This is a genomic window from Lacrimispora sinapis (genome assembly GCF_043633585.1).
Taxonomy (GTDB): domain Bacteria; phylum Bacillota; class Clostridia; order Lachnospirales; family Lachnospiraceae; genus Lacrimispora; species Lacrimispora sinapis.
Genome location: NZ_CP141832.1, coordinates 2,340,338 through 2,360,675, shown reverse-complemented (window position 1 = coordinate 2,360,675; position 20,338 = coordinate 2,340,338). Strand labels below are relative to the sequence as shown.

Here is a 20,338-nt window from a genome sequence, read left to right as displayed (position 1 = left end):
AAAAGATGGATAGAACGATGTTTTGTTTGCAGGATGAGCTGACAGGTGCTTTGATCGGTTTGGCAAAGTCCTGTGGAAATCATCAGAAGCTTCCCACCACCACAGGAATCATTGTGGAAGGATTATCTGCGACTATAACCGATGGGAATTGGAATGATGAGGTTTTAGCGGAAACGATAAAAAAAGTGCGGGAAGAAAAAATGAAAGTGGCACCCAACTGCAGCAGCTGTCTTTCCGTCTGCGGAAATACGTCTGATTACGATATGAATGAAATCTGGGAGGCCGAGGAAGAGATCCGTTCTCTAAAATCTTTGCTCTTATTTGGGATCAGAGGCCTGGCGGTGTATGCAAATCATGCCATGGCCCTTGGATATGAGGATGAGTCGGTCAATCATTTCTTTTACAAGGCGCTGTCCATCCTCAGCTATGATCTGACTGTGGAGCAGCTTCTTCCTGTGGTTTTAGAAGCAGGTGAAGTGAATTTAAAATGCATGGAGTTGCTTGATGAGGCAAATGCGGATTTCTATGATTTGAAACAGCTTCTAAAGCAGACCAAAGGGAAGGAACTTCCGTTTTCCGTCATACGTTCCAGGTATGAACAGAAAGCGGTCTGCATTCTTTTGACCTTGCTGCACCTTGGAGTCAGAGACATTTCTTTTGGCCCATCCCTGCCGGAGTTTTTATCGCCAGGTGTATTTTCCCTCCTGGTGGAACGGTATGGAGTATGCCCGGCCATCAGAGCAGAAGAAAATTAAAAATATAGAATCATATTAGGAGGAATTTATCATGATAACGAAGGAAATGTATATCGGAGAAATATTAAGAAGCAAACCATCCGCAGCAGAGATTTTAATGGGCTGCGGCATGCACTGTCTCGGATGCCCGTCCTCTCAGATGGAATCATTGGAGGAAGCCTGCATGGTACACGGACTTGACGTAGACGGAGTCCTTGAGATACTGAACAAATAATAGATAAGAGAGAAAAGAGGAGCGGTATGAGCGCATTTTTAGGACCGATTCATATCTGGTTGTACCATAAGATTCAATTTCAGGATGCAATGACAGATGTGATCTTAGATCTTGCAGAAGACAAAGGCTTTGGAGAACTGAGAGAGAAAACAGACAGCAGATACGGAAAGCTGCCGGAAGGAAACTTGGAAGATTTGGTTGATACCGGCAATATTCACGGCTGGCTTCAGGAAAAAGTGAGCCTGGTAGAGAACAGACTGGCTTATGCAGTAACGGAGCTGCTGGCAAAAATTCCGGATAGTCTGCCCCTTATGGAGGAAGCCATCTGTCAGTTGGGTCAATCAAACCCTGTTGAGAGCGGTTCATCGGCAAAAGCAGCCTTTGATTATTTGGACAGTAAGCTGTTAAACGGAATGCCCTGTGACCATGTCAATGAGCTGGTAGAGAATTCAGAAGACAAGCTGGTTTGGAGACAGGCCCAGGATATCCACGGTGCTTACTGGTCTATGATTCACGGAGACGTGAAACATTATTATACCTTAAGAGAATCACTGATGAAGGGAATGCTCGATGGTTCCGGTATCGTGCTCAGTCAGTTGGAGGATCAGGTATACGAATTAAGGAGATGAAAATCATGTACGGGATAGATTTATTAATGAAGGAGCATGAAAACATTCTGGATTTTACTGCTTATTTGAGAAAAATTTCTTTCGGTATCTTAAACGGTGAACCTGTAGACGGAAAACTGCTGCGGGAATGCGTTGGTTTTGGAAGAAACTATGCAGATAAACATCACCATGGAAAAGAAGAAAAGATCCTGTTTCAGTTTATGCTTGATCATATGGGTCCTGTTGCGGAAAAGCTGATTAAGAATGGTATGCTGGTGGAGCATGATCTGGGAAGATTATATCTTTCCGATCTGGAAAAAGCCGTAGAGGAATATGAAAAAGATCCGGTTGATGATCATAAGCTGGATATCATATCAAACGCAGTGGGATATGGTGCCTTATTAAAACGGCACATTGATAAAGAAGATGAAGTTGTTTATACGTTTGCAGTCCGTGCTTTATCGGAGGATCATAAAAAGGCTGTAGATGAAGAAACGGAGACCTTTGAAAAACAGGCAAAGGAGCAGGGGGTACAGGATCATTACCTTACCTGGCTTCATGAGAAAATAAAGTAACAGTCATCAAAGGACGGTCTGTAAAACAGGCCGTCTTCTCTTATGGCATCATACAAAAGAAGGGAGCATCAAGACATGGAATTAAAACATTACATGGAACAGCACGAACGAATCAAGGAGGAGCTTAACATATTAAAAACGCTGTGCAAAAAGCCGGATTTAGAGCAGACAGCAGCCGAGATAGCGCTGCATATCAACAGTCTGGCGGGAAAATTGAAGATACATCTGTCTTTCGAAGACCAGTATCTCTATCCTTCCTTTCTTCATTCCAGTGATTCAAGGCTTGTAACCATGGCCGATGAATATCAGAAGGAAATGGGGAATTTACTGGCTGTATTTACAGGATTTAAGGATAAATACAATACCAAATTAAAAATCCTTTCTGAGAAAGCCTTCTTTTATGGAGAGGCGGATAAAATCATTCGGGCCATTGAAACCCGGATGCAGAAAGAAGAAAAAGGATTATATCAGCAGGTTAAATAAATATAGAGTCGTGAGAAAAGCCCCTTTACCGGAGCTTTTTCTTTGTTTCAGGTTTCCATTAGGCTAAAACTGTTTCTTAAGAATCATTAAATTCCAGGTGGTGGCTTGACATATATAGATGATCTATATATAATTATATGTAGATCATCTATATAATGAAAGAAGGATTTTTATGGCAGGCAACAAGAGTATGATTTCTGGAAATACTTCCATGCTGGTCTTAGGGCTGCTGCAGAATAAAGACATGTATGGCTATGATATTATTGAGAATCTGCAAAATAAATCAAATAATGTATTTCAGTTAAAAGCAGGAACCTTATATCCATTGCTGCATTCACTGGAAGAACAAAATCTGCTTACATCCTATGAACGCTTAGCGGGCGGTAAAATAAGAAAATATTATAGCATTACAAAGGGCGGAAAGAAGTTTTTAAAAGCAAAAAAAGAAGAGTGGCAAGAGTATTCAACCGCTGTGACCAATGTTTTGTGTCTGGAGGTTTAGTCAATGAATCGGGAAGAGTACTTAAATGCAGTTGTAAATCAGATTCGCTGTAAGCGGGCAAGAGATATGGTGAAAGAGGAGGTTGAAAATCATATTGAGGATCAGACAAAAGCATATATGGAGATGGGAATTGAAGACAAAGTGGCTGAACAAAAGGCGGTCAGGGAAATGGGAGATCCTGTTGAAGTGGGAGTCTCCCTTGACCGGATCCATCGGCCTCAAATGGCCTGGCAGGTACTGGCTCTGATCGGTGTGATAAGCGTTGTCAGCATATTCCTTCAATACTTCATGAATAAAAATTATGTGGCGGAAGGCAGCTATTATTTTTTTCATCAGTTGATCTATATGGTCACAGGTTTTTGTATCATGCTGGGTATCTATTTCGTTGACTTCAGCATCATTGGGAGATATGCAAAAGAAATCGGCGTTGTATTTTGTGCCATTATGTTTATTAGTGTATTTTTTATTGCAATTAAAGTAAATGGTATGTCTGCATTTATAAGAGTTGGTCCTCTGGCTGTTTCCTTAAAGCTGTTTATCTATTTATATGTTCCTGTTTATGGTGCAATTTTATACCAATATAGAGGGGAAGGCTATAGGGCACTGGTGAAAGCCTTTATGTGGCTGTTACTGCCTGTTAGCATTGCAATACGAATGCCAAGTTTGATCACGGCCGTCAATCTATTCTTAATGTTGTTCTTATTGTTGACAGTGGCAATTGCTAAAAATTGGTATGGGATTCATAAAAAGCTGGTTTTGACAGCGACATGGGGAGCCATTGTGGTATTTCCTGTTACGACCATAATACTGATGCTGAATAATCAAAAAACTATTTTTCCGGAATACCAGTCACAACGCATTCAGACATTTTTTGCACCTGATCCGGAGACCTTTGGGTATCAGATTTCCAATGTCAGAACCATTGTAGGCAGCAGCAGATTGGTAGGAAGTAATGATTCCGGAATACAGGCTTATGAACGTCTGTCTTATATCAACAGTGATTATCTGTTGACCCATATTATTTCTTATTATGGAATTTTAGCGGCCGTTGGAATTGTATTATTGCTGATTATACTGATTGAAAAGATATTCCGAATATCGATGGTTCAAAAAAATCAAATGGGAATGATGATGGGATTGGGCTGCGGACTTGTGTTGACTATTCAGGCAGCTACCTTTGTATTGCAAAATATTGGACTATATCCAACCACCACTGTATTTTTGCCTCTGTTTTCTTTTGGCGGTACTGGAACCCTCGTCTCATATATGTTACTGGGGGTGCTATTAAGTATCTATCGATACAGGAACATCTCATCACCGAAAACACGTAAGAAAAAACGGTTGAAAATAACTTTTGTGGATAACTAATTTTCAATAAAGTAACAAAATGGGAAGACTGCGGCATATCAATATGGTTATTCTATTTCTTCATTTAATAATACCATATGGATGTGGTCTTCCCAGATACCGTTGATCTTTAAGTATTTGCGAGATAAGCCTTCCTCAAAGAAGCCCAGCTTTTCCGTAACTTTCATAGACCGTTTGTTCCGGGGCATGATATTTGCTTCAATCCGGTGCAGGCCAAGGTCTTCAAACATAATTTTGATGCCCTGTCTGACAGCCTCTGTCATATATCCTTTATTTAATTCTTCCTGGTCCAGTTTATAACCAAGGAAACACGATAAAAATGCACCTCTTGAAATGTTGGTAAATGCGAAGCTTCCGATGATCTTATCTGCTTCTTCTTTTTTGAAAATCCAAAATATAACAGAATTAGGATTTGCTGCATCCTCTTCTAAAAGCTTTTTCTGATAAGTCTTTGTGTAATATTCTGTATCTCTAAGCGGTTCCCATTCTTTTAAAAATGACTGATTTCTAAGATAATAATTGAAAACCAGATCGGTGAAAGAAACATCGGAAGATTTCAGAATTAACCGATCTGTTTCGTAAATTTGCTGCATTATATAATTCCTCCTTAGGTTTTTTTGCCCATTTTACAGTCATTGATCTATGGGCGGACACACAGTATAACACAAAAAGAAACGGGATGCAAGAAGTTTCCTGCCGTCTGTTCTTGTGAAAAGGGGTGATTTAGAGTACAATAAAAAAGGACAGGAGTGAGGTGGAATTATGGAAGAAGATAAAAAATATCATACGCATACATCCGCAGATGGGTCGGAATTTACCCATTGTCACGAAGGGGAGCATCCTCATACTCATAAGAACACGAAGGTGGTTATAAACCGTTTATCCCGTGCCATCGGACACCTAGAATCGGTGAAACGCATGGTAAGTGACGGAAGAGACTGCAGTGAAGTGCTGGTTCAGCTGTCTGCGGTAATATCAGCGCTTAACAGTACCGGAAAGGTCATTATAAAGGATCATATTGAAAATTGCATTGTCGATGCCGTTGAATCTGGAGACAGAAAGGCAATAGACGATTTAAATAACGCCATAGACAGGTTTATGAAATAAAAATATCCCCTGGGGAGGCTTGCTACATAAGCACCGTTTCCACTATACTAGATGGAAAAGTGATTTTAGGGACAGGGGTGCGGAACATGAAAAAAAGGTTGACTATTTTTATAGCTGCCGTATTTGCGGCAGTTTCTTTGGCTGGTTGTAAAAACAGTGCGGATGCATCTTCCTCTTTAAAAGGACTGGAAGCTCCAACCGCCGTAGGAAGTGAAGCTATGGGAAAGAAACAATTAAAAACATCTGAATCCTTTGCACTTCAGACCTTAGACCCCCATTTGGATTATCAGGGCTGGTATACCTCGATCTACGGGGTAACAGAGGCTTTGTTTTTCATGAAGGACCAGTCTTCTATAGAACCCCTTCTTGCGGAAAGTGCAGAAGCGGACGGTACGTTATGGACCATCAGGCTTAAAAAAAATGCCGTTTTTTCCAATGGCAATCCAGTGACTTCGGATATGGTCATCCGGAATCTAAAAGCCGCCGGCGAGATCAATCCCCGCTTTGCCTATTTGTCGGGTTATACCTATCAGGTAATGGATGATAAAACCTTTACCATTGATACAGGAACCGTATATCCCACCCTTCTCAACGATTTGGCAAGCCCGGAGCTTGCCATTGTGGATCTTGACAGCAGCAAAGACATGAAATCAGAATTGATTGCTACCGGCCCGTTTGTCATATCTTCCTTTGAACCGGGAGGAACCATGGAGGTGGTAAGGAATGATCGCTACTGGAATGGAAAAGTCAAGCTGGACGGTGCCGTTTTTTATTATATGCCGGAGGCGGATACTGCGCTGATGGCCATGCAGAATGGGGAGATCGACTGCTATACCAGTGTGACTTCCGATGCGGCAGAGCTGTATCAGAAGGAGCCTGAGACGTATCATCTGACCACGATTCCCGCCACCAGACTTCAGTTTTACATATTGAATGAAAACAGAATGGATTCCAATCTGCGCAAAGCGGTGAATTTAACGGTGGATGCAGATGCCATTGAAACTTATTTAAACGGTACCGTGACCAAAACAGACGGCCCTTTCAGTCCCTTGGCACCTTATGGAAAGGTGAAGAAGAGAAAACCCGATGTAAAAGCGGCCAAAGCCCTGCTGGAAGAAGACGGTTATACCTTAAATGCAGACGGTTATTATGAGAAGGACGGAAAGGTACTGACTTTAAATGTATCTTATTATGCGGCAAGAAGCCTGGACACTCTGGCGGCTTTGATGCAGGAGCAATTAAAGGCAGCAGGCATACAGGCGGTGCTGACCTGCGAAGAAGACCCGGATGGAACTTATATTGCAACCGGAGAGTTTGATATCGCTCTTTATTGCATGATCGCAGATAAGGCAGGTGATCCTTATTATTTCATCAGCTGCACGCTGGCAGAGGGAGCACCTTATAACTGCGGCGGCTTTTCAAATCCGGACGTGCAGGAGAAGATCCTCGCATTGGAAAAAGAGCCGGATGGGGAAAAGCGTGCTCAGCTGGCGGACCAGATCATTCAGGCCGCCATGGATGAAGATGCGTTTGGATATGTCGCTTTATTTAATAAGATCACAGTCATGAGGAACGGGGTAACCGGCATTTCGGAGAACAATCCTTTTGACTTTTACTTTTTAAACGCAGAGACCGATATGGATTAGGGGAAGGCTATGAAAAAATATGTGGTGAGCCGGCTGTTGCATTTGATTCCGGTTTTATTTGGAATCACCTTTTTGACATTTGCTCTTTTATCCCTTGCTCCGGGTGATGCGGCACAAAAACGATTGAGCGCCCAGGGCGTAGCTGTGACAAAAGAGGTGCTGAATCAGACCAGAGCGGAGATGGGCCTTGACCGCCCCTGGCTGGTACGATACGGGGACTGGCTGTCAGGTCTTTTACGTGGTGATCTTGGAGTCTCTTATAAAGATGGGACACCGGTGGCAGGAACGCTTATAAAGGCAACGAAATACACCCTTGTCTTAACGGTCAGTGCCTTTTTTCTGGCACTGGTGACTGCCCTGCCTCTTGGTATTTTCTGCGGAATGAGGAAAAACGGATTTCTGGATCGCACCGTCCGGTTATTCTGCCTTGCAGGAAATGCCATTCCCGGCTTTCTTCTGGCAGTTTTATTGATGTACCTTTTTTGCATTCGTATGAAGCTTTTTCCGGTCATAGCAAAGAACAGTGTTCAGGGGTTGTTTCTCCCTGCACTCGCCCTGGCTCTTCCTCTGTCCAGCCGTCTCATCTTTCAGGTCCGGGCAGCGGTACTTAACCAGATGGAGATGGAATACGTGGATGGGGCAAAGGCCCGGGGAGTGCGGAGAAACTATATATTGTTTTTCAATGTTCTCCGCAATGCCATGATTTCCATCCTTACAGTCCTAGGAATGTCGGCGGGGACTCTGATGGGAGGAAGTGTGGTGATCGAAAGCATTTTTATGTGGCCGGGACTTGGAAAGCTGGTGATGGATTCCATAACGGCGAGAGATTATCCTGTGGTCCAGGGATTTGTTCTGCTCATGGCCTTGATGTATGTGATGCTCAATTTTTTGATTGATATCAGCTATCATTTATTAGACCCCAGATTGGAGGAACTGTAGATGAGGAGTGTCAAAAGGCGGGTGGCCTTTTATCTGTTTTTCGTTTTCCTATTGATCGGGGTCAGTATCCTGGCCCCTTCTCTTGTTCCCAATGATCCTTATGCGACCCAGGCGTTATACCGGAAGGGGGCTCCTGTTTTTCAATATCCCTTCGGTACGGATAAGCTGGGACGCTGTATTTTTTCCAGAGTTTTAATGGGCACAAGAACCTCTGTTTTTTCGGCGCTTATGGTGGTCATGACCTCCATGGCAGCAGGGACAGCCCTTGGCATGGCAGCCGGATATTACGGAGGGATTTTTGAACGGTTTATAATGAGCATCTGCGATATCTTTCTTGCGTTTCCCCAGATGGTGCTTGCGATCGGGGTTGCAGGACTCCTTGGGGGAACTATGACCAATGCCATGATCGCTCTTGCCCTAACCGGTTGGACTTCTTATGCAAGACTTGCAAGAGGACTTGTGCTGGGCATAAAAAAGGAATCCTACATAAGTGCAGCCAGATTAAGCGGTGAAGGCGGTCTGCAGCTCATGGCAGTGCATATTTTACCTGGAATTGCGGGAGAACTGATCGTAAATGGGTCCCTTCAGATTGGAACCGTAATGATGGGGTTTGCAGGCTTATCCTATCTGGGACTGGGAGTTTCTGTCCCGGAGGCGGAGTGGGGTTCCATGATCAACGAAGCCGTCGGGTATATGCAGCAGGCCCCGTGGGCTGTCCTGGCTCCGGGAGCCGCTCTTTTTATTACGGTATTCATCTTCCAAATGCTGGGAGATTCTTTAAGGGACTATTTTGGAGTGAGGAGAGAGCGCTATGAATGAGTTGGTCTTGTCCATAAAAAATTTATCCGTCAGTTACGGACAACGGCAGGTGCTGTCGGAGATCTCCTTTGATGTAAAACCGGGAGAGATCGTGGGAATCGTGGGAGAAAGCGGATGCGGAAAAAGCACTCTTTTAAAAGCCATATTTCCAAAGAAGGCGTCCGGGCTTTCCATATCCTCCGGAAGCGTTTGCTTTGGGCAGCAGGATCTGACGGAGTTAAGTCAGAGGGAAATTCGGGGCTTATGCGGGAAAGAAATCGGCATGATCGTACAAAATCCCAAAGCCTCCTTTAATCCCATCCGCACGTACCGCAAGCAGTTGATAGAGACTTTAAAGAGTCATGGTCTGTATCAGAAAGAGGGGGTTGAAAAACAAATACTTGAGGCGTTTAAAAAACTGAACCTTGCAAACGGACCGGAGATTTTAGACAGCTGTCCCTGTGAAATGAGCGGGGGAATGAACCAGAGGATTGCCATCGCCCTTTCCCTTTTTTTAAAGCCCCGGCTTCTCTTGGCTGATGAGCCCACAAGTGCACTTGACGTGCCGAACCAGAAGCTTGTAATAGAAGAACTCCTTCGCATAAGAGCCTATACCAATACAGCCATAATTTTAGTGACTCACAATATCGGGCTGCTGTCCCAGATTGCCCATAAGGCAGGAGTTCTATATGAGGGGCGTCTGGTAGAATGGGGAACCGCTAAAGAGGTACTTTACGCTCCGAAACATTTCTATACCAGAAGACTTCTGGACGCAGTACCAAAGGTCCGTTTGCAGAGGAAAACCACTCCCCGGAAAGCAGCGGAGGTTTTGCTGAAGCTGGAAGCGGTCAGCAAAGAATACAGAAGAAAAAAGGTCCCGTTTCTGGCCCTTTCCCAAATCGGTCTGGAAGTAAAGGCCGGAGAAATCCTTGGGGTGGTTGGGGAAAGCGGAAGCGGAAAAAGTACGCTTTTGGGAATGATCGCCGGACTGTGGGACCCTACCGGAGGAGAGGTATTCTTTCGGGACAAACCCATGGGAACTAAAAGGACGAAAGCAGATTATGGAAGAATGCAGATGGTTTTTCAAAATGCAGCCGAATCCTTTGATCCCAGATATTCCATCCGCCATTCCATCCATGTGGCCCTGAAAAACCTCTGCGGAATGAGAAAAAGAGAAGCCAGGGACAGAAAAATCAATGAACTGATGGAGCGTGTCGGCTTGTCTCCCGAATTGGCGGACCGATATCCCTGGCAGCTCAGCGGAGGACAGTGCCAGAGAGCGGCCATAGCCAGAGCCATCAGCGTGGAACCGGAGCTGCTTTTGTGTGATGAGATCACAAGTGCGCTGGATGCTCCCATTCAGTCAGATGTGATCCGATTATTAAAAAAGCTGGTGGAGGAAACAGGAATGGCGGTTATTTTCGTTTCCCATGATCTGGTGCTGGTAAGCAGTTTTTGTGACAAGCTCCTGGTGCTTCATCAGGGGAAATGCGTGGAGGCCGGTACCCCGGAGACTTTAATAAGAAATCCCATAGAAGGATATACAAAAAGACTGCTGGCATCTGCCGGAATGGATAGGAGTTTAAGAATTGGAACGGATTAAAGAACGAGTAAAACAGTATTGGACCAGGCGTGCCAGGGACTTTTCGGACGTGCGAAGAATGGAACTAAAAGATGAGATCAGCGGCCGCTGGCTGGAAGAGATCAGGAAGTATCTCCCCAAAGAGAAACGGTTAAAAATACTTGATGTGGGGACCGGTGCGGGGTATTTTGCGGTGCTCCTTGCAAAGGAAGGACATGAGGTCTGGGGAGTCGATATCACCCCCGCCATGATTGAAGAGGCAAAAAAGCTGGCGGCGGACTGTCAGGAAGCCATCTGCTTTCAGGTGATGGATGCCCAGAAGCTGGAATTCCCCGATGAAATGTTTGATGTGGTCATTGCCAGGAATTTAACATGGACCCTGCCACAGCCTCATAAGGCTTACCGGGAATGGTTAAGAGTGCTTTCAAAAGGCGGAGTTTTACTGAACTTTGATGCGGACTATGGGCGTGAAGTTTTTCAGATGGAATCAGAGCAGGGAGAAAAAACGCGGAGCAGTTCGGGATATCATAAAGGATTGACAGAAGAACTGCTGATGGAATCCGATCAGATAACCAAAGCCATGGACATCAGCCGGAACCGAAGGCCGGAGTGGGATCTTTTTGTACTCCGTGACCTGGGGGTTCAAAGCTGTGAATGTGATACCGGGGCCGGTGCCCGCATTTTGCGGGAGCAAAACGGCAAGGCAGCGCCGACCTTTTTAATCACCGTGAGGAAACAGGGGGAATCAAATGAAGCTGTTAGAGGAAAATAAAGAATACTGGACCAGCCGGACCATGGGATATTCCAAAGTCAATGAAGAGGAACTCTCTACGGAACAGAAGAATAAATGGCTGAGTGTCCTCACCAGCCATTTCCCCGGAAAAAAGGAGAACATCAAGGTCCTGGATATGGGGACAGGCCCTGGATTTTTTGCCATTATTCTGGCACAGGCCGGTTTTGATGTGACGGCAGTAGACTGTACCGCTTCCATGCTGGAACGGGCAAAGATGAATGCAGGAGCCTGTAAAGACCGGATCTCCTGGGTGCTTTCCGATGCCCACAAAACAGATTTAAAGGAAGAAACCTATGATGCGGTCGTGAGCCGGAATTTAACCTGGAACCTGGAAAAGCCGGAACTGGCCTATAAAGAATGGCTGCGCCTTTTGAAAAAAGGCGGTATATTGCTTAATTTTGATGCCAACTGGTATCAGTATTTATTTGATGAAACGAAACGGCAGGAATATGAAAAAGACCGGAAACGGGTGGAGGAAATGCATTTTCAGGATCATTACACCTGTACGGATATTGACCGCATGGAAGCCATCGCAAAAAAGCTGCCTCTGAGCCGGAAACAGAGACCGGAGTGGGATGTTTCTGTATTGAAACGATACAAAATATCCAGTGTCACCACCGATGTCCACGTATGGAAACAGGTGTGGTCTGAGGAGGAAAAAGCCAACTATGGCTCCACTCCCATGTTTTCCATATTGGCGGTAAAATAAGTTTCCCTCGCTATCCAGTAAAAATCAATTGCCCAAATGCACATTTAGAAGTATAATTATTTGAAGTGTGTTTTTTTATTCCTACTAAAAAGATATAATATGTGAAGAAAGAGGTAGAATCAGTTGTTGAATCAGTTTTCAAGAACCCAGCTTCTCTTTGGCGAAGATGCTATGGGTCAGTTGATGGGAGCAAAAGTTGCTGTTTTTGGAATCGGAGGAGTTGGGGGATATGTTGTGGAAGCGCTGGTCAGAAGCGGTGTCCGCTCCTTTGTTCTTGTGGATGACGATAAGGTATGCTTAACCAATATTAACAGGCAGATCATTGCGACGAGAAAAACAGTGGGTAAATATAAAGTAGAAGTGATGAAAGACCGGATTTTGGAAATCAACCCGGATGCCGAAGTAGAGATGCATAAATGTTTTTATTTACCGGAGACGGCGGCTGATTTTGACTTTAAAGAATATGATTATGTGGTGGATGCCGTGGACACCGTTACGGCAAAGCTGGAGCTGATCATGCAGGCAAAGGCTGCTGGTGTGCCCATTATCAGCTGTATGGGCGCGGGCAATAAACTGGACCCGACCATGTTTGAAGTGGCGGACATTTATAAAACCACCATGTGTCCCCTTGCAAAGGTGATGCGGAGGGAACTGAAAAAAAGAGGGGTCAAGAAACTTAAAGTGGTTTATTCCAAGGAAAAACCAACCAGGCCCATTGAGGATATGTCGATCAGCTGCCGGACAAACTGTATCTGCCCGCCAGGGGCAAAGCATAAGTGCACCGAACGCAGGGACATACCCGGCAGTGTGGCCTTTGTTCCTTCTGTGGCAGGGCTTATCATAGCCGGAGAAGTGATCAAGGATCTGGCAAAGAGGGATAATGATTAGATGAGGAGGAAATCACATGCTTGATAAGAGCACGGAGGTTCATGATTTATTTCTGTCATTGGACCAGATGAAACAATTAAACGAAAAAGAGTGCGTGCTCATTGATGTCAGGGATCAGACCGCATACAATCATGGTTTTATACCAGGTGCCATTCACGTGGAGCTGGACAGTATTTTGAGTGGGGAGTATATTCCGCCGGCTGGCAAAAAAGTGATTTTATATTGTTTAAAAGGAATTATCAGCGTGGAAGCAGCAGAGTATCTTACGGGAAAAGGATACGAAGCATACAGCCTGGAGGGCGGCTACGGTCAATGGCTGATCCGTTCCATGGAAAAAGAAAAGGAAGAAGACCAGGATACCAGGCTTGAGGACATTGAAAGAAGCCTTCGTAAGAAGTTTCATAAGAATATTTTCAGCAGGTTTGCAAAAGCCATCAACGAGTATGAGCTGGTCAAGGAAAATGATAAGATCGCGGTCTGCATTTCCGGAGGAAAGGACTCCATGCTCATGGCCAAGCTGTTCCAGGAGCTGAGACGGCATAATAAGTTCCCTTTTGAGCTTGTTTTTCTTGTGATGGACCCGGGCTACAATGAGATGAACCGTCAGGTGATCGAAAACAATGCCAAACTCCTTAACATTCCCATTACCGTATTTGAAACCAAGATTTTTGACGCAGTTTACGATGTGGAGAAGTCTCCATGCTATTTGTGCGCCAGAATGAGAAGGGGAAACTTATACAGCAAAGCAAAGGAACTGGGCTGCAATAAAATCGCACTGGGCCATCACTATGATGATGTGATTGAAACCATACTCATGGGAATGATGTATGGAGGGCAGGTCCAGACCATGATGCCTAAACTTCACAGCACCAATTTTGAAGGGATGGAACTGATCCGTCCCATGTATTTGATCCGGGAGGATGACATCAAGGGCTGGAGAGACTACAATGGTCTGCATTTCATCCAGTGCGCCTGTCGTTTTACGGATACATGCACGACCTGCCGGACAGACGGAAGCACCGGCTCTAAGAGGGTGGAGATAAAAAACCTGATTAAACAGCTGAAAGAGGTCAATCCTTATATCGAGGGAAATATATTTAAAAGTGTGGAGAATGTGAACTTGAATACCATCATCGCGTATAAGAAAAATGGGACAGTTCATCATTTTCTTGATGAATACGATCTGGATCAGTGATTTTTTATCATTTGCTGAAAGTCACACTTGAAATACATACTAACCTTGTGGTAAATTATGAATATGGAGGTTATGTCGAATGAAAATTTCAACCAAAGGCCGCTACGCGATCAGACTGATGATAGATCTTGCAGAGCATAACAACGGAGAATTTATTACACTCATGGATATCGCAGAAAGACAGGAGATATCTGAGAAGTATTTGGAATCCATTGTATCCATTCTCAGCAAGAACGGCCTTCTTATTTCCCTGAGAGGAAAAGGAGGCGGATATAAGCTGGCTAAAGATCCGGAATTTTACACGGTAGGCAGCATTTTAAGGCTCACAGAAGGCTCCCTTGCTCCGGTTTCCTGCATAGAAGGGGAGACGAACAGCTGCAATCGGGCCGCTCATTGCCAGACACTTGAGATGTGGGAAGGCTTAAACAAACTGATCAATGATTACTTTGACGGGATCACCATTGCGGATCTGGTCTGTAAAAGTGATTATGCTGATAATTACATCATATAAAATGGAAATATGAAAAAAATTGGAATATGAAAAGCAAAACAGGGTCGGATGTAACTCATCCGGCCCTGTCTGCATGTTAGATCAGCTGGTTTATTGCCTGTTGTTTTCGGTTCTTTTCCATTTTCCATTTGGCATTTTGCTTGATTTTCTGGCTTTTATTACCGGAATGTAAGAAACTGGATGCCCATCCGCTGGCAGAAGGTGGTATCATTGTAATAAATTCTTTATTATATGGGGAAATCCGGCAGATTATTGCTAAAACCCAGTAGTCGTGCTGTTTTTTACCAAAAAGATAACAAAATTTTACTTAACAGGAAAATTCCAATTCTTTCCACTGGTAAAATGGGAATAAGAGTGATATCATATAAATGTAACAGAAATGTAACACAAATGTAATAATTCAAAGGAGGCAAATGAATTGAGAAAATTAACAGCACTTGGATTAATGACACTGACTTTAACAAGTATGATCCCATTAACAGCAAATGCAGCGGTAAGGTGTAATACCCCGTCTTTTGGTGGCAGAAATGTGGTAGCGATCAATGGATATTGCAATTCCGATGATTTAAAAGCAAAATTGCAGCAGTTCGGTATCAAAGGAAATAATACAAACATTTATGATATCAATGACTATTTAAATTATTGCAGAAACCAGGGTAAGGGAAATAACAACGCTGGCAATAATGGGAATAACAACAACAGCGGGAATAACAACAATAGTGGAAATAACAACACCGGCAATAACAGCGGAAACAACAACACTGGCAATAATGGGAACAACACCGGCAGCAACGATAACACCTCCAATAAGACCTATACCCAGCAGGTGGTGGATCTGGTGAATATTGAAAGAGCCAAAGAAGGACTTGCTCCTCTTACCATTGACCCAAGTGTGGAGAAAGCTGCAACCGTAAGAGCCAATGAAATCCAGTCTAAGTTTGACCACACCCGTCCAAACGGAAGTTCCTTCTCAAGCGCATTAAAGGAGCAGGGAGTGAATTACCGCGGAGCAGGTGAGAACATTGCCTGGGGACAGAGAACTCCCGAAGAAGTAGTAACCGCATGGATGAACAGCGCAGGACATCGTGCAAACATCATGAACAAGAGCTATACCCACATCGGAGTAGGTAATACGCAGAACGGAAGCGGAACACAGTACTGGGTACAGTTATTTACATATTAATAAACCGCGTCAACCTCTTATAAACGGCGGCAACCATTTGACAACACTTTTTAGATGTTGTTAAATGATTGCCGCTGTTTTTTAACTCCAGAAAAAGGAATGTCGTCGGAACCTTCTGTGGAAAATATAACATATTTATGAAGAAATGACGGAATGCACATATAAACCCGTTGACAAAGTATGTTATACAAAGTAATATTAAAATACCTAAAAAAATATATAAGTAAAATGGAGAGAAACATATGTCAAAAATTTATACTTCAGCAGATCAGCTTATTGGAAGAACCCCCCTTCTTGAATTATCGAATATAGAAAAAGCATTGGGATTAAAAGCCAGGATTCTTGGAAAACTTGAATATTTCAATCCGGCAGGTTCCGTAAAAGACCGGATCGCGAAGGCCATGATTGATGATGCGGAGGCAGCGGGTATATTAAAACCCAATTCTGTAATTATTGAGCCAACTTCCGGAAATACTGGTATTGGGCTTTCTTCTGTTGCGGCGGCCAGAGGGTATCGTGTAATGATCGTGATGCCGGAAACCATGTCTTTGGAACGGCGGACCCTCATGAAGGCTTACGGTGCAGAACTGGTCCTTACGGAAGGCTCAAAAGGGATGAAAGGTGCCATTGCAAAAGCAGAGGAATTATCAAAAGAGATTCCTGACAGCTTTCTACCCAGTCAGTTTAACAATTCCTCCAATCCAAAGGTTCACCGGGAGACCACAGGACCGGAGATCTACGAAGATACGGATGGAGCAGTGGATGCATTTGTTGCAGGCGTTGGCACCGGCGGTACGGTAACGGGTGTCGGAGAATATTTAAAATCCAAAAACCCGGATATAAAGATCATAGCAGTGGAACCGGCTGCATCTCCTGTATTATCCACAGGCAACGCAGGACCTCATAAGATCCAGGGGATCGGAGCCGGGTTTGTGCCCAATGTCCTGAATAAGGATATTTATGATGAAGTAATTCCGGTCCTTGATGCCGATGCTTTTGATATCGGCAAAAAAATCGGAAAATCAGAAGGGATTCTGGTGGGCATTTCTTCCGGTGCGGCGGTATGGGCAGCCATTGAACTTGCCAAGCGGCCCGAATACGAAGGCAAGACCATTGTGGCTCTGTTACCGGATACCGGGGACCGGTATTTATCCACCAGCTTATTCGCGGACTGACCGGTTGGAGTAAGACCACGATCAAACAGGATACTTGACAGGTATTTCGTCCGGTATATATAATGGAGATAACTCCTTTAGGAAATGCGTAAAAGGATCACCAAACGGCTTCGCTGTTTGGATCATAATAGAAAAAAGATGGGAGATGTTGTTATGAGTACAAAGCAAATCGGTATTATCGTTGGAAGCCTTAGAAGAAATTCCTTTAGCCGTGCAGTTGCAAAAGCCTTAACTTCTCTGGCTCCGGAAAATCTTTCTTTGCGTATTATTGAAATCGGGGATTTACCTATGTTTAATCAGGACTTTGATGAGGATGGAAACACTCCGGAATCCTGGACCAGATTCCGTAATGAGATCAAAGCGCTTGACGGCTTCATTTTTGTCACTCCCGAATATAACCGATCGTTTCCTGCGGTTATTAAAAATGCCATTGACATTGGTTCTAGACCCTATGGAAGCAATGCGTGGGATGGAAAAGCAGGCGGCATTATCAGCGTGACGCCAGGAAGTCTTGGCGCATTCGGTGCCAATCATCAGTTAAGACAGCCTATGGTATTCTTAAATGTCCTTATGATGCAGCAGCCGGAAGCCTATATCAGCAACATCGCAGAAGCAGTCAACGAAAAAGGCGAAGTGACATCAGAAAGAACTCTTGATCATTTGAAAAATTATCTGGAGGCTTTCTCCCAGTGGGTGAACAAGGTTTCTGCTTCCTAAGGAACTTGAATAATTATATCAAAAGAAAACGTTGGCCATCTCTAAAGAAGCCGGCGTTTTCTTTGTATTTATCAGCTTTTTTCAGGTAATGGAGCCTCCGCAGCAAACCGGTTAAATTGTCGAAATAGGGAGAAGGAGGAGTTGCCGGTTTATGGTTTTTGTGGTATAATGTGCTAAATAAAAAGTCGAAAATCATAGTACGATCGTTTTTGATAATAGGAGTAAAAGATTCTGTGTTTTGAACGTAAAAAGGCAGAACACAGGTATGAGTATTATCAGCAGGAGCACCGGGATGCTTTTCGAATGATATTTAGAGGAGGCTCATAAGTATGAAATATTTAAAAAACAAGCTATTACTTTTCGTTTCATTGTTATTGGGTTTTACCGTAATATTTTTAACAACCATATCTTCCATTCTTTACTATAACAGTTCCATGAAAGAATCCAAAAAGAATTCTTCCTATCTTGCAAACGCATATCAGCAGGGCATTGATTCGGTCCTGAACATCTACCGCAACGAATTGAGCATCACCGCTTCCAAGAGTTTCCTGACCGACAAAAAAACTTCCTTATCCGAACAGAAGGCTTTGCTGCAGGAAGAAGCACAGGCCTCTGGCTTTGATTACATAACCATTGCAGACGCACAGGGAGGCAATGAAAAGAACGATAAGATCGCCGATCTGGAATTTTTCAAACAGGCAAAGAACGGAGTTCCCTATATTTCCGACCCGTTTCTCGATGGGAACAAAAAGCTGGTATTCTACATCGGCGCACCCATTGGCAGTACCGGCAAGGTCTTATATGGAACATTGCCTTATGAGACCATCAGCAATGATTTGACAAAGATCAAAATCGGGGAAAGCGGATATGCATTTGTGGTTAATAAAAATGGAATCACAGTCATTCATCCCACTCAGGATAATGTGGCAAATCCGCAGAACTACATAGAACTGGCAAAAAAGAACCCTTCCTACGCTCCCACGGCAAAGATTTTTGAGAAGATGATGAGCGGTGCGACCGGAACAGGCTTCAGCTTTTACAAAGGCCAGCGCCGTCTGGTGGGATATACTCCTTTAAGCGGACCGGAAGGCTGGTCGGTAGCAGTTACCACTCCTCTGACTCAGATTGAAGGTGCCGTTCGATTTACCATTGCCATGTGTGCAGGAACGGGACTCCTTCTTTTGATGTTGGCCATTTTGATCACCCGTGTGTTTGCACAGAGACTGACCGCTCCCATCGTTGCAGCCACACATCGGATTGAACGGCTGGCGGAAGGAGATCTGCAGGGAGAGCTTGAGCCGGCAAATGGAAAGGATGAAAGTGCCCGCCTGATTCTGGCGCTGCAGGATACCATCTACGGACTGCGTACTTATATTTCAGATATTTCAGCTGTGCTGAGTGCAGTCGCTTCCAAGGATTTAACAGCAAAAAGCTCTGTAGAATACAAAGGAGATTTTGTGCCCATACAGGCTGCTCTGGAAAAGATCCTTTCTTCTCTTAACGGTACACTTTTCCATATCGCGGAAGCCACGGATCAGGTACGTTCCAGTTCCGAACAGGTGGCACTGACCGGAAGGAATCTAGCAGAAAATTCTTCTGAGCAGGCGGCTACCACAGAAGCCCTTACCAATTCTCTTGAGAAGGTTTCCAGCTATATTAAGGATAATGCAGAGTATTCCCTTTCCATGAAGGGCATTACGGAATCCGCTCTTTTGGAGACCCAGAGGGGCAATGAGGAGATGGAACGGCTTCTCCGGTCAATGGCCAGTATTGATGAATACTCCAGGAAGATCCAGAATATCGTTAAGATCATTGATGATATCGCATTTCAGACCAATATACTTGCTTTAAATGCGGCAGTGGAAGCGGCCCGTGCCGGTGAGGCGGGAAAAGGCTTTTCCGTTGTGGCGGATGAAGTCCGTCAGCTGGCTTCCAAAAGTGCGGATGCCGCAAAACAGACCACAGAGCTGGTCAGCAGTACCATAGATTCCGTTGACCAGGGAAAGAAGAATACGGAACAGACTGCCGGAGTATTTCAGACGATTGTGGAGCAGACCGGCAATATCAACGCTCTTGTAGCCAAGATATCCCAGTCTCTGGAGAACCAGTCCGACAGCGTCAAAGACCTGGAGGAAGGCATGCAGAGGATCTCCATGGTCACCCAGTCCAATTCCGCCACGGCTCAGGAAAGTGCGGCTACCAGCGAGGATTTATTAAACCAGATGCAGATGTTAAAAGAACTGGTAGGGGAATTCCGCATAGAAGAGTCTGTATCAGTTTGATATGAATAGAAGCCTGGTATGAAAATTTGGTTCTAAAAGGAGTGTTTCTAAGTAAGGATTTAATAGGTTTAACAATCATACCAGGATTTACCGTAGGGGATATTTGAGAAAAAGGGATTGACAAATAGTTAAGGGCACAGTATAGTAAACATATAAACTTGGTATGAATAAGGAGAATGAAGATATGAAAACGGGCTGCATGCAGGGCATGGATCAAATCATGAGGTGCTGTAGATGCTTCTTGGGAAGAAATACAGCTTATTTATGTATGCGTTCAAATATCTGAAATCCGGAATTTTATCTTGTAA

The 20,338-nt window shown here is 44.2% G+C and carries 22 protein-coding genes; 21 read left to right on the top strand and 1 reads right to left on the bottom strand.

What is annotated here, in order from left to right:
• Positions 1 to 5 precede the first annotated feature (5 nt).
• The 7 genes from VIG27_RS11015 to VIG27_RS10985 all read left to right on the top strand — a co-directional run bounded on the left by VIG27_RS11015 (position 6) and on the right by VIG27_RS10985 (position 4,505).
• Positions 6 to 755, top strand: a complete 750-nt coding sequence (locus tag VIG27_RS11015; RefSeq protein WP_394522564.1) for a hypothetical protein — start codon at positions 6 to 8, stop codon at positions 753 to 755.
• Between the two features lie 31 nt (positions 756 to 786).
• Complete coding sequence (locus VIG27_RS11010; protein WP_394522563.1) at positions 787 to 969, top strand: DUF1858 domain-containing protein; 183 nt, start codon at positions 787 to 789, stop codon at positions 967 to 969.
• A gap of 26 nt (positions 970 to 995) precedes the next feature.
• A complete protein-coding gene (locus tag VIG27_RS11005; RefSeq protein ID WP_394522562.1) occupies positions 996 to 1,598 on the top strand; it encodes a hypothetical protein in 603 nt (200 codons plus the stop codon).
• Positions 1,599 to 1,603: 5 nt separating this feature from the next.
• Entirely contained in the window at positions 1,604 to 2,152 is a 549-nt protein-coding gene (locus VIG27_RS11000; protein WP_394522561.1) for a hemerythrin domain-containing protein, read from the top strand.
• Between the two features lie 75 nt (positions 2,153 to 2,227).
• On the top strand, positions 2,228 to 2,635 hold the full coding sequence (locus VIG27_RS10995; RefSeq protein ID WP_394522559.1) for a hemerythrin domain-containing protein: 408 nt from the start codon (positions 2,228 to 2,230) through the stop codon (positions 2,633 to 2,635).
• A gap of 172 nt (positions 2,636 to 2,807) precedes the next feature.
• Complete coding sequence (locus tag VIG27_RS10990; protein WP_394522558.1) at positions 2,808 to 3,137, top strand: PadR family transcriptional regulator; 330 nt, start codon at positions 2,808 to 2,810, stop codon at positions 3,135 to 3,137.
• 3 nt (positions 3,138 to 3,140) lie between these two features.
• Positions 3,141 to 4,505, top strand: a complete 1,365-nt coding sequence (locus VIG27_RS10985; RefSeq protein ID WP_394522557.1) for an FtsW/RodA/SpoVE family cell cycle protein — start codon at positions 3,141 to 3,143, stop codon at positions 4,503 to 4,505.
• Between the two features lie 47 nt (positions 4,506 to 4,552).
• Here VIG27_RS10985 and VIG27_RS10980 read toward each other — a convergent pair whose 3' ends face one another.
• Complete coding sequence (locus VIG27_RS10980) at positions 4,553 to 5,098, bottom strand: GNAT family N-acetyltransferase (RefSeq protein WP_394522556.1); 546 nt, start codon at positions 5,096 to 5,098, stop codon at positions 4,553 to 4,555.
• 169 nt (positions 5,099 to 5,267) lie between these two features.
• Between VIG27_RS10980 and VIG27_RS10975 the strand changes: the two genes are divergently transcribed.
• From VIG27_RS10975 to VIG27_RS10910, 14 genes are all read left to right on the top strand, one after another.
• A complete protein-coding gene (locus VIG27_RS10975; RefSeq protein WP_394522555.1) occupies positions 5,268 to 5,612 on the top strand; it encodes a metal-sensing transcriptional repressor in 345 nt (114 codons plus the stop codon).
• Between the two features lie 86 nt (positions 5,613 to 5,698).
• A complete protein-coding gene (locus VIG27_RS10970; RefSeq protein WP_394522554.1) occupies positions 5,699 to 7,258 on the top strand; it encodes an ABC transporter substrate-binding protein in 1,560 nt (519 codons plus the stop codon).
• Positions 7,259 to 7,267: 9 nt separating this feature from the next.
• Positions 7,268 to 8,197: a nickel ABC transporter permease gene (nikB, locus tag VIG27_RS10965; protein WP_394522553.1), complete on the top strand. Its 930-nt coding sequence runs from the start codon at positions 7,268 to 7,270 to the stop codon at positions 8,195 to 8,197.
• Positions 8,198 to 9,016: an ABC transporter permease gene (locus VIG27_RS10960; protein ID WP_394522552.1), complete on the top strand. Its 819-nt coding sequence runs from the start codon at positions 8,198 to 8,200 to the stop codon at positions 9,014 to 9,016.
• Positions 9,009 to 10,598, top strand: a complete 1,590-nt coding sequence (locus VIG27_RS10955; RefSeq protein WP_394522551.1) for an ABC transporter ATP-binding protein — start codon at positions 9,009 to 9,011, stop codon at positions 10,596 to 10,598. The genes VIG27_RS10960 and VIG27_RS10955 overlap by 8 nt, the downstream gene beginning before the upstream one ends.
• The gene (locus VIG27_RS10950; protein WP_394522550.1) at positions 10,585 to 11,349 is read left to right on the top strand and encodes a class I SAM-dependent methyltransferase; all 765 of its coding nucleotides are present in this window, start codon (positions 10,585 to 10,587) and stop codon (positions 11,347 to 11,349) included. Before VIG27_RS10955 ends, VIG27_RS10950 begins: the two co-directional genes overlap by 14 nt.
• Positions 11,327 to 12,079, top strand: coding sequence for a class I SAM-dependent methyltransferase (locus VIG27_RS10945; protein ID WP_394522549.1), 753 nt, complete (start codon positions 11,327 to 11,329; stop codon positions 12,077 to 12,079). The genes VIG27_RS10950 and VIG27_RS10945 overlap by 23 nt, the downstream gene beginning before the upstream one ends.
• Before the next feature lie 123 nt (positions 12,080 to 12,202).
• Positions 12,203 to 12,967, top strand: coding sequence for a ThiF family adenylyltransferase (locus VIG27_RS10940; RefSeq protein WP_394522548.1), 765 nt, complete (start codon positions 12,203 to 12,205; stop codon positions 12,965 to 12,967).
• Between the two features lie 16 nt (positions 12,968 to 12,983).
• Complete coding sequence (locus VIG27_RS10935; RefSeq protein WP_394522547.1) at positions 12,984 to 14,162, top strand: ATP-binding protein; 1,179 nt, start codon at positions 12,984 to 12,986, stop codon at positions 14,160 to 14,162.
• Positions 14,163 to 14,241: 79 nt separating this feature from the next.
• Complete coding sequence (locus tag VIG27_RS10930; protein ID WP_394522546.1) at positions 14,242 to 14,673, top strand: RrF2 family transcriptional regulator; 432 nt, start codon at positions 14,242 to 14,244, stop codon at positions 14,671 to 14,673.
• A 418-nt stretch (positions 14,674 to 15,091) separates the two neighbouring features.
• On the top strand, positions 15,092 to 15,856 hold the full coding sequence (locus tag VIG27_RS10925) for a CAP domain-containing protein (protein ID WP_394522545.1): 765 nt from the start codon (positions 15,092 to 15,094) through the stop codon (positions 15,854 to 15,856).
• A gap of 242 nt (positions 15,857 to 16,098) precedes the next feature.
• A complete protein-coding gene (gene cysK, locus VIG27_RS10920) occupies positions 16,099 to 17,031 on the top strand; it encodes a cysteine synthase A (protein ID WP_394522544.1) in 933 nt (310 codons plus the stop codon).
• 153 nt (positions 17,032 to 17,184) lie between these two features.
• Positions 17,185 to 17,748 carry an NADPH-dependent FMN reductase gene (locus VIG27_RS10915; RefSeq protein WP_394522543.1) on the top strand — a complete coding sequence of 188 codons (564 nt, stop codon included), beginning with the start codon at positions 17,185 to 17,187 and terminating at the stop codon, positions 17,746 to 17,748.
• Between the two features lie 329 nt (positions 17,749 to 18,077).
• On the top strand, positions 18,078 to 20,030 hold the full coding sequence (locus VIG27_RS10910; protein ID WP_394522542.1) for a methyl-accepting chemotaxis protein: 1,953 nt from the start codon (positions 18,078 to 18,080) through the stop codon (positions 20,028 to 20,030).
• Positions 20,031 to 20,338 lie beyond the last annotated feature (308 nt).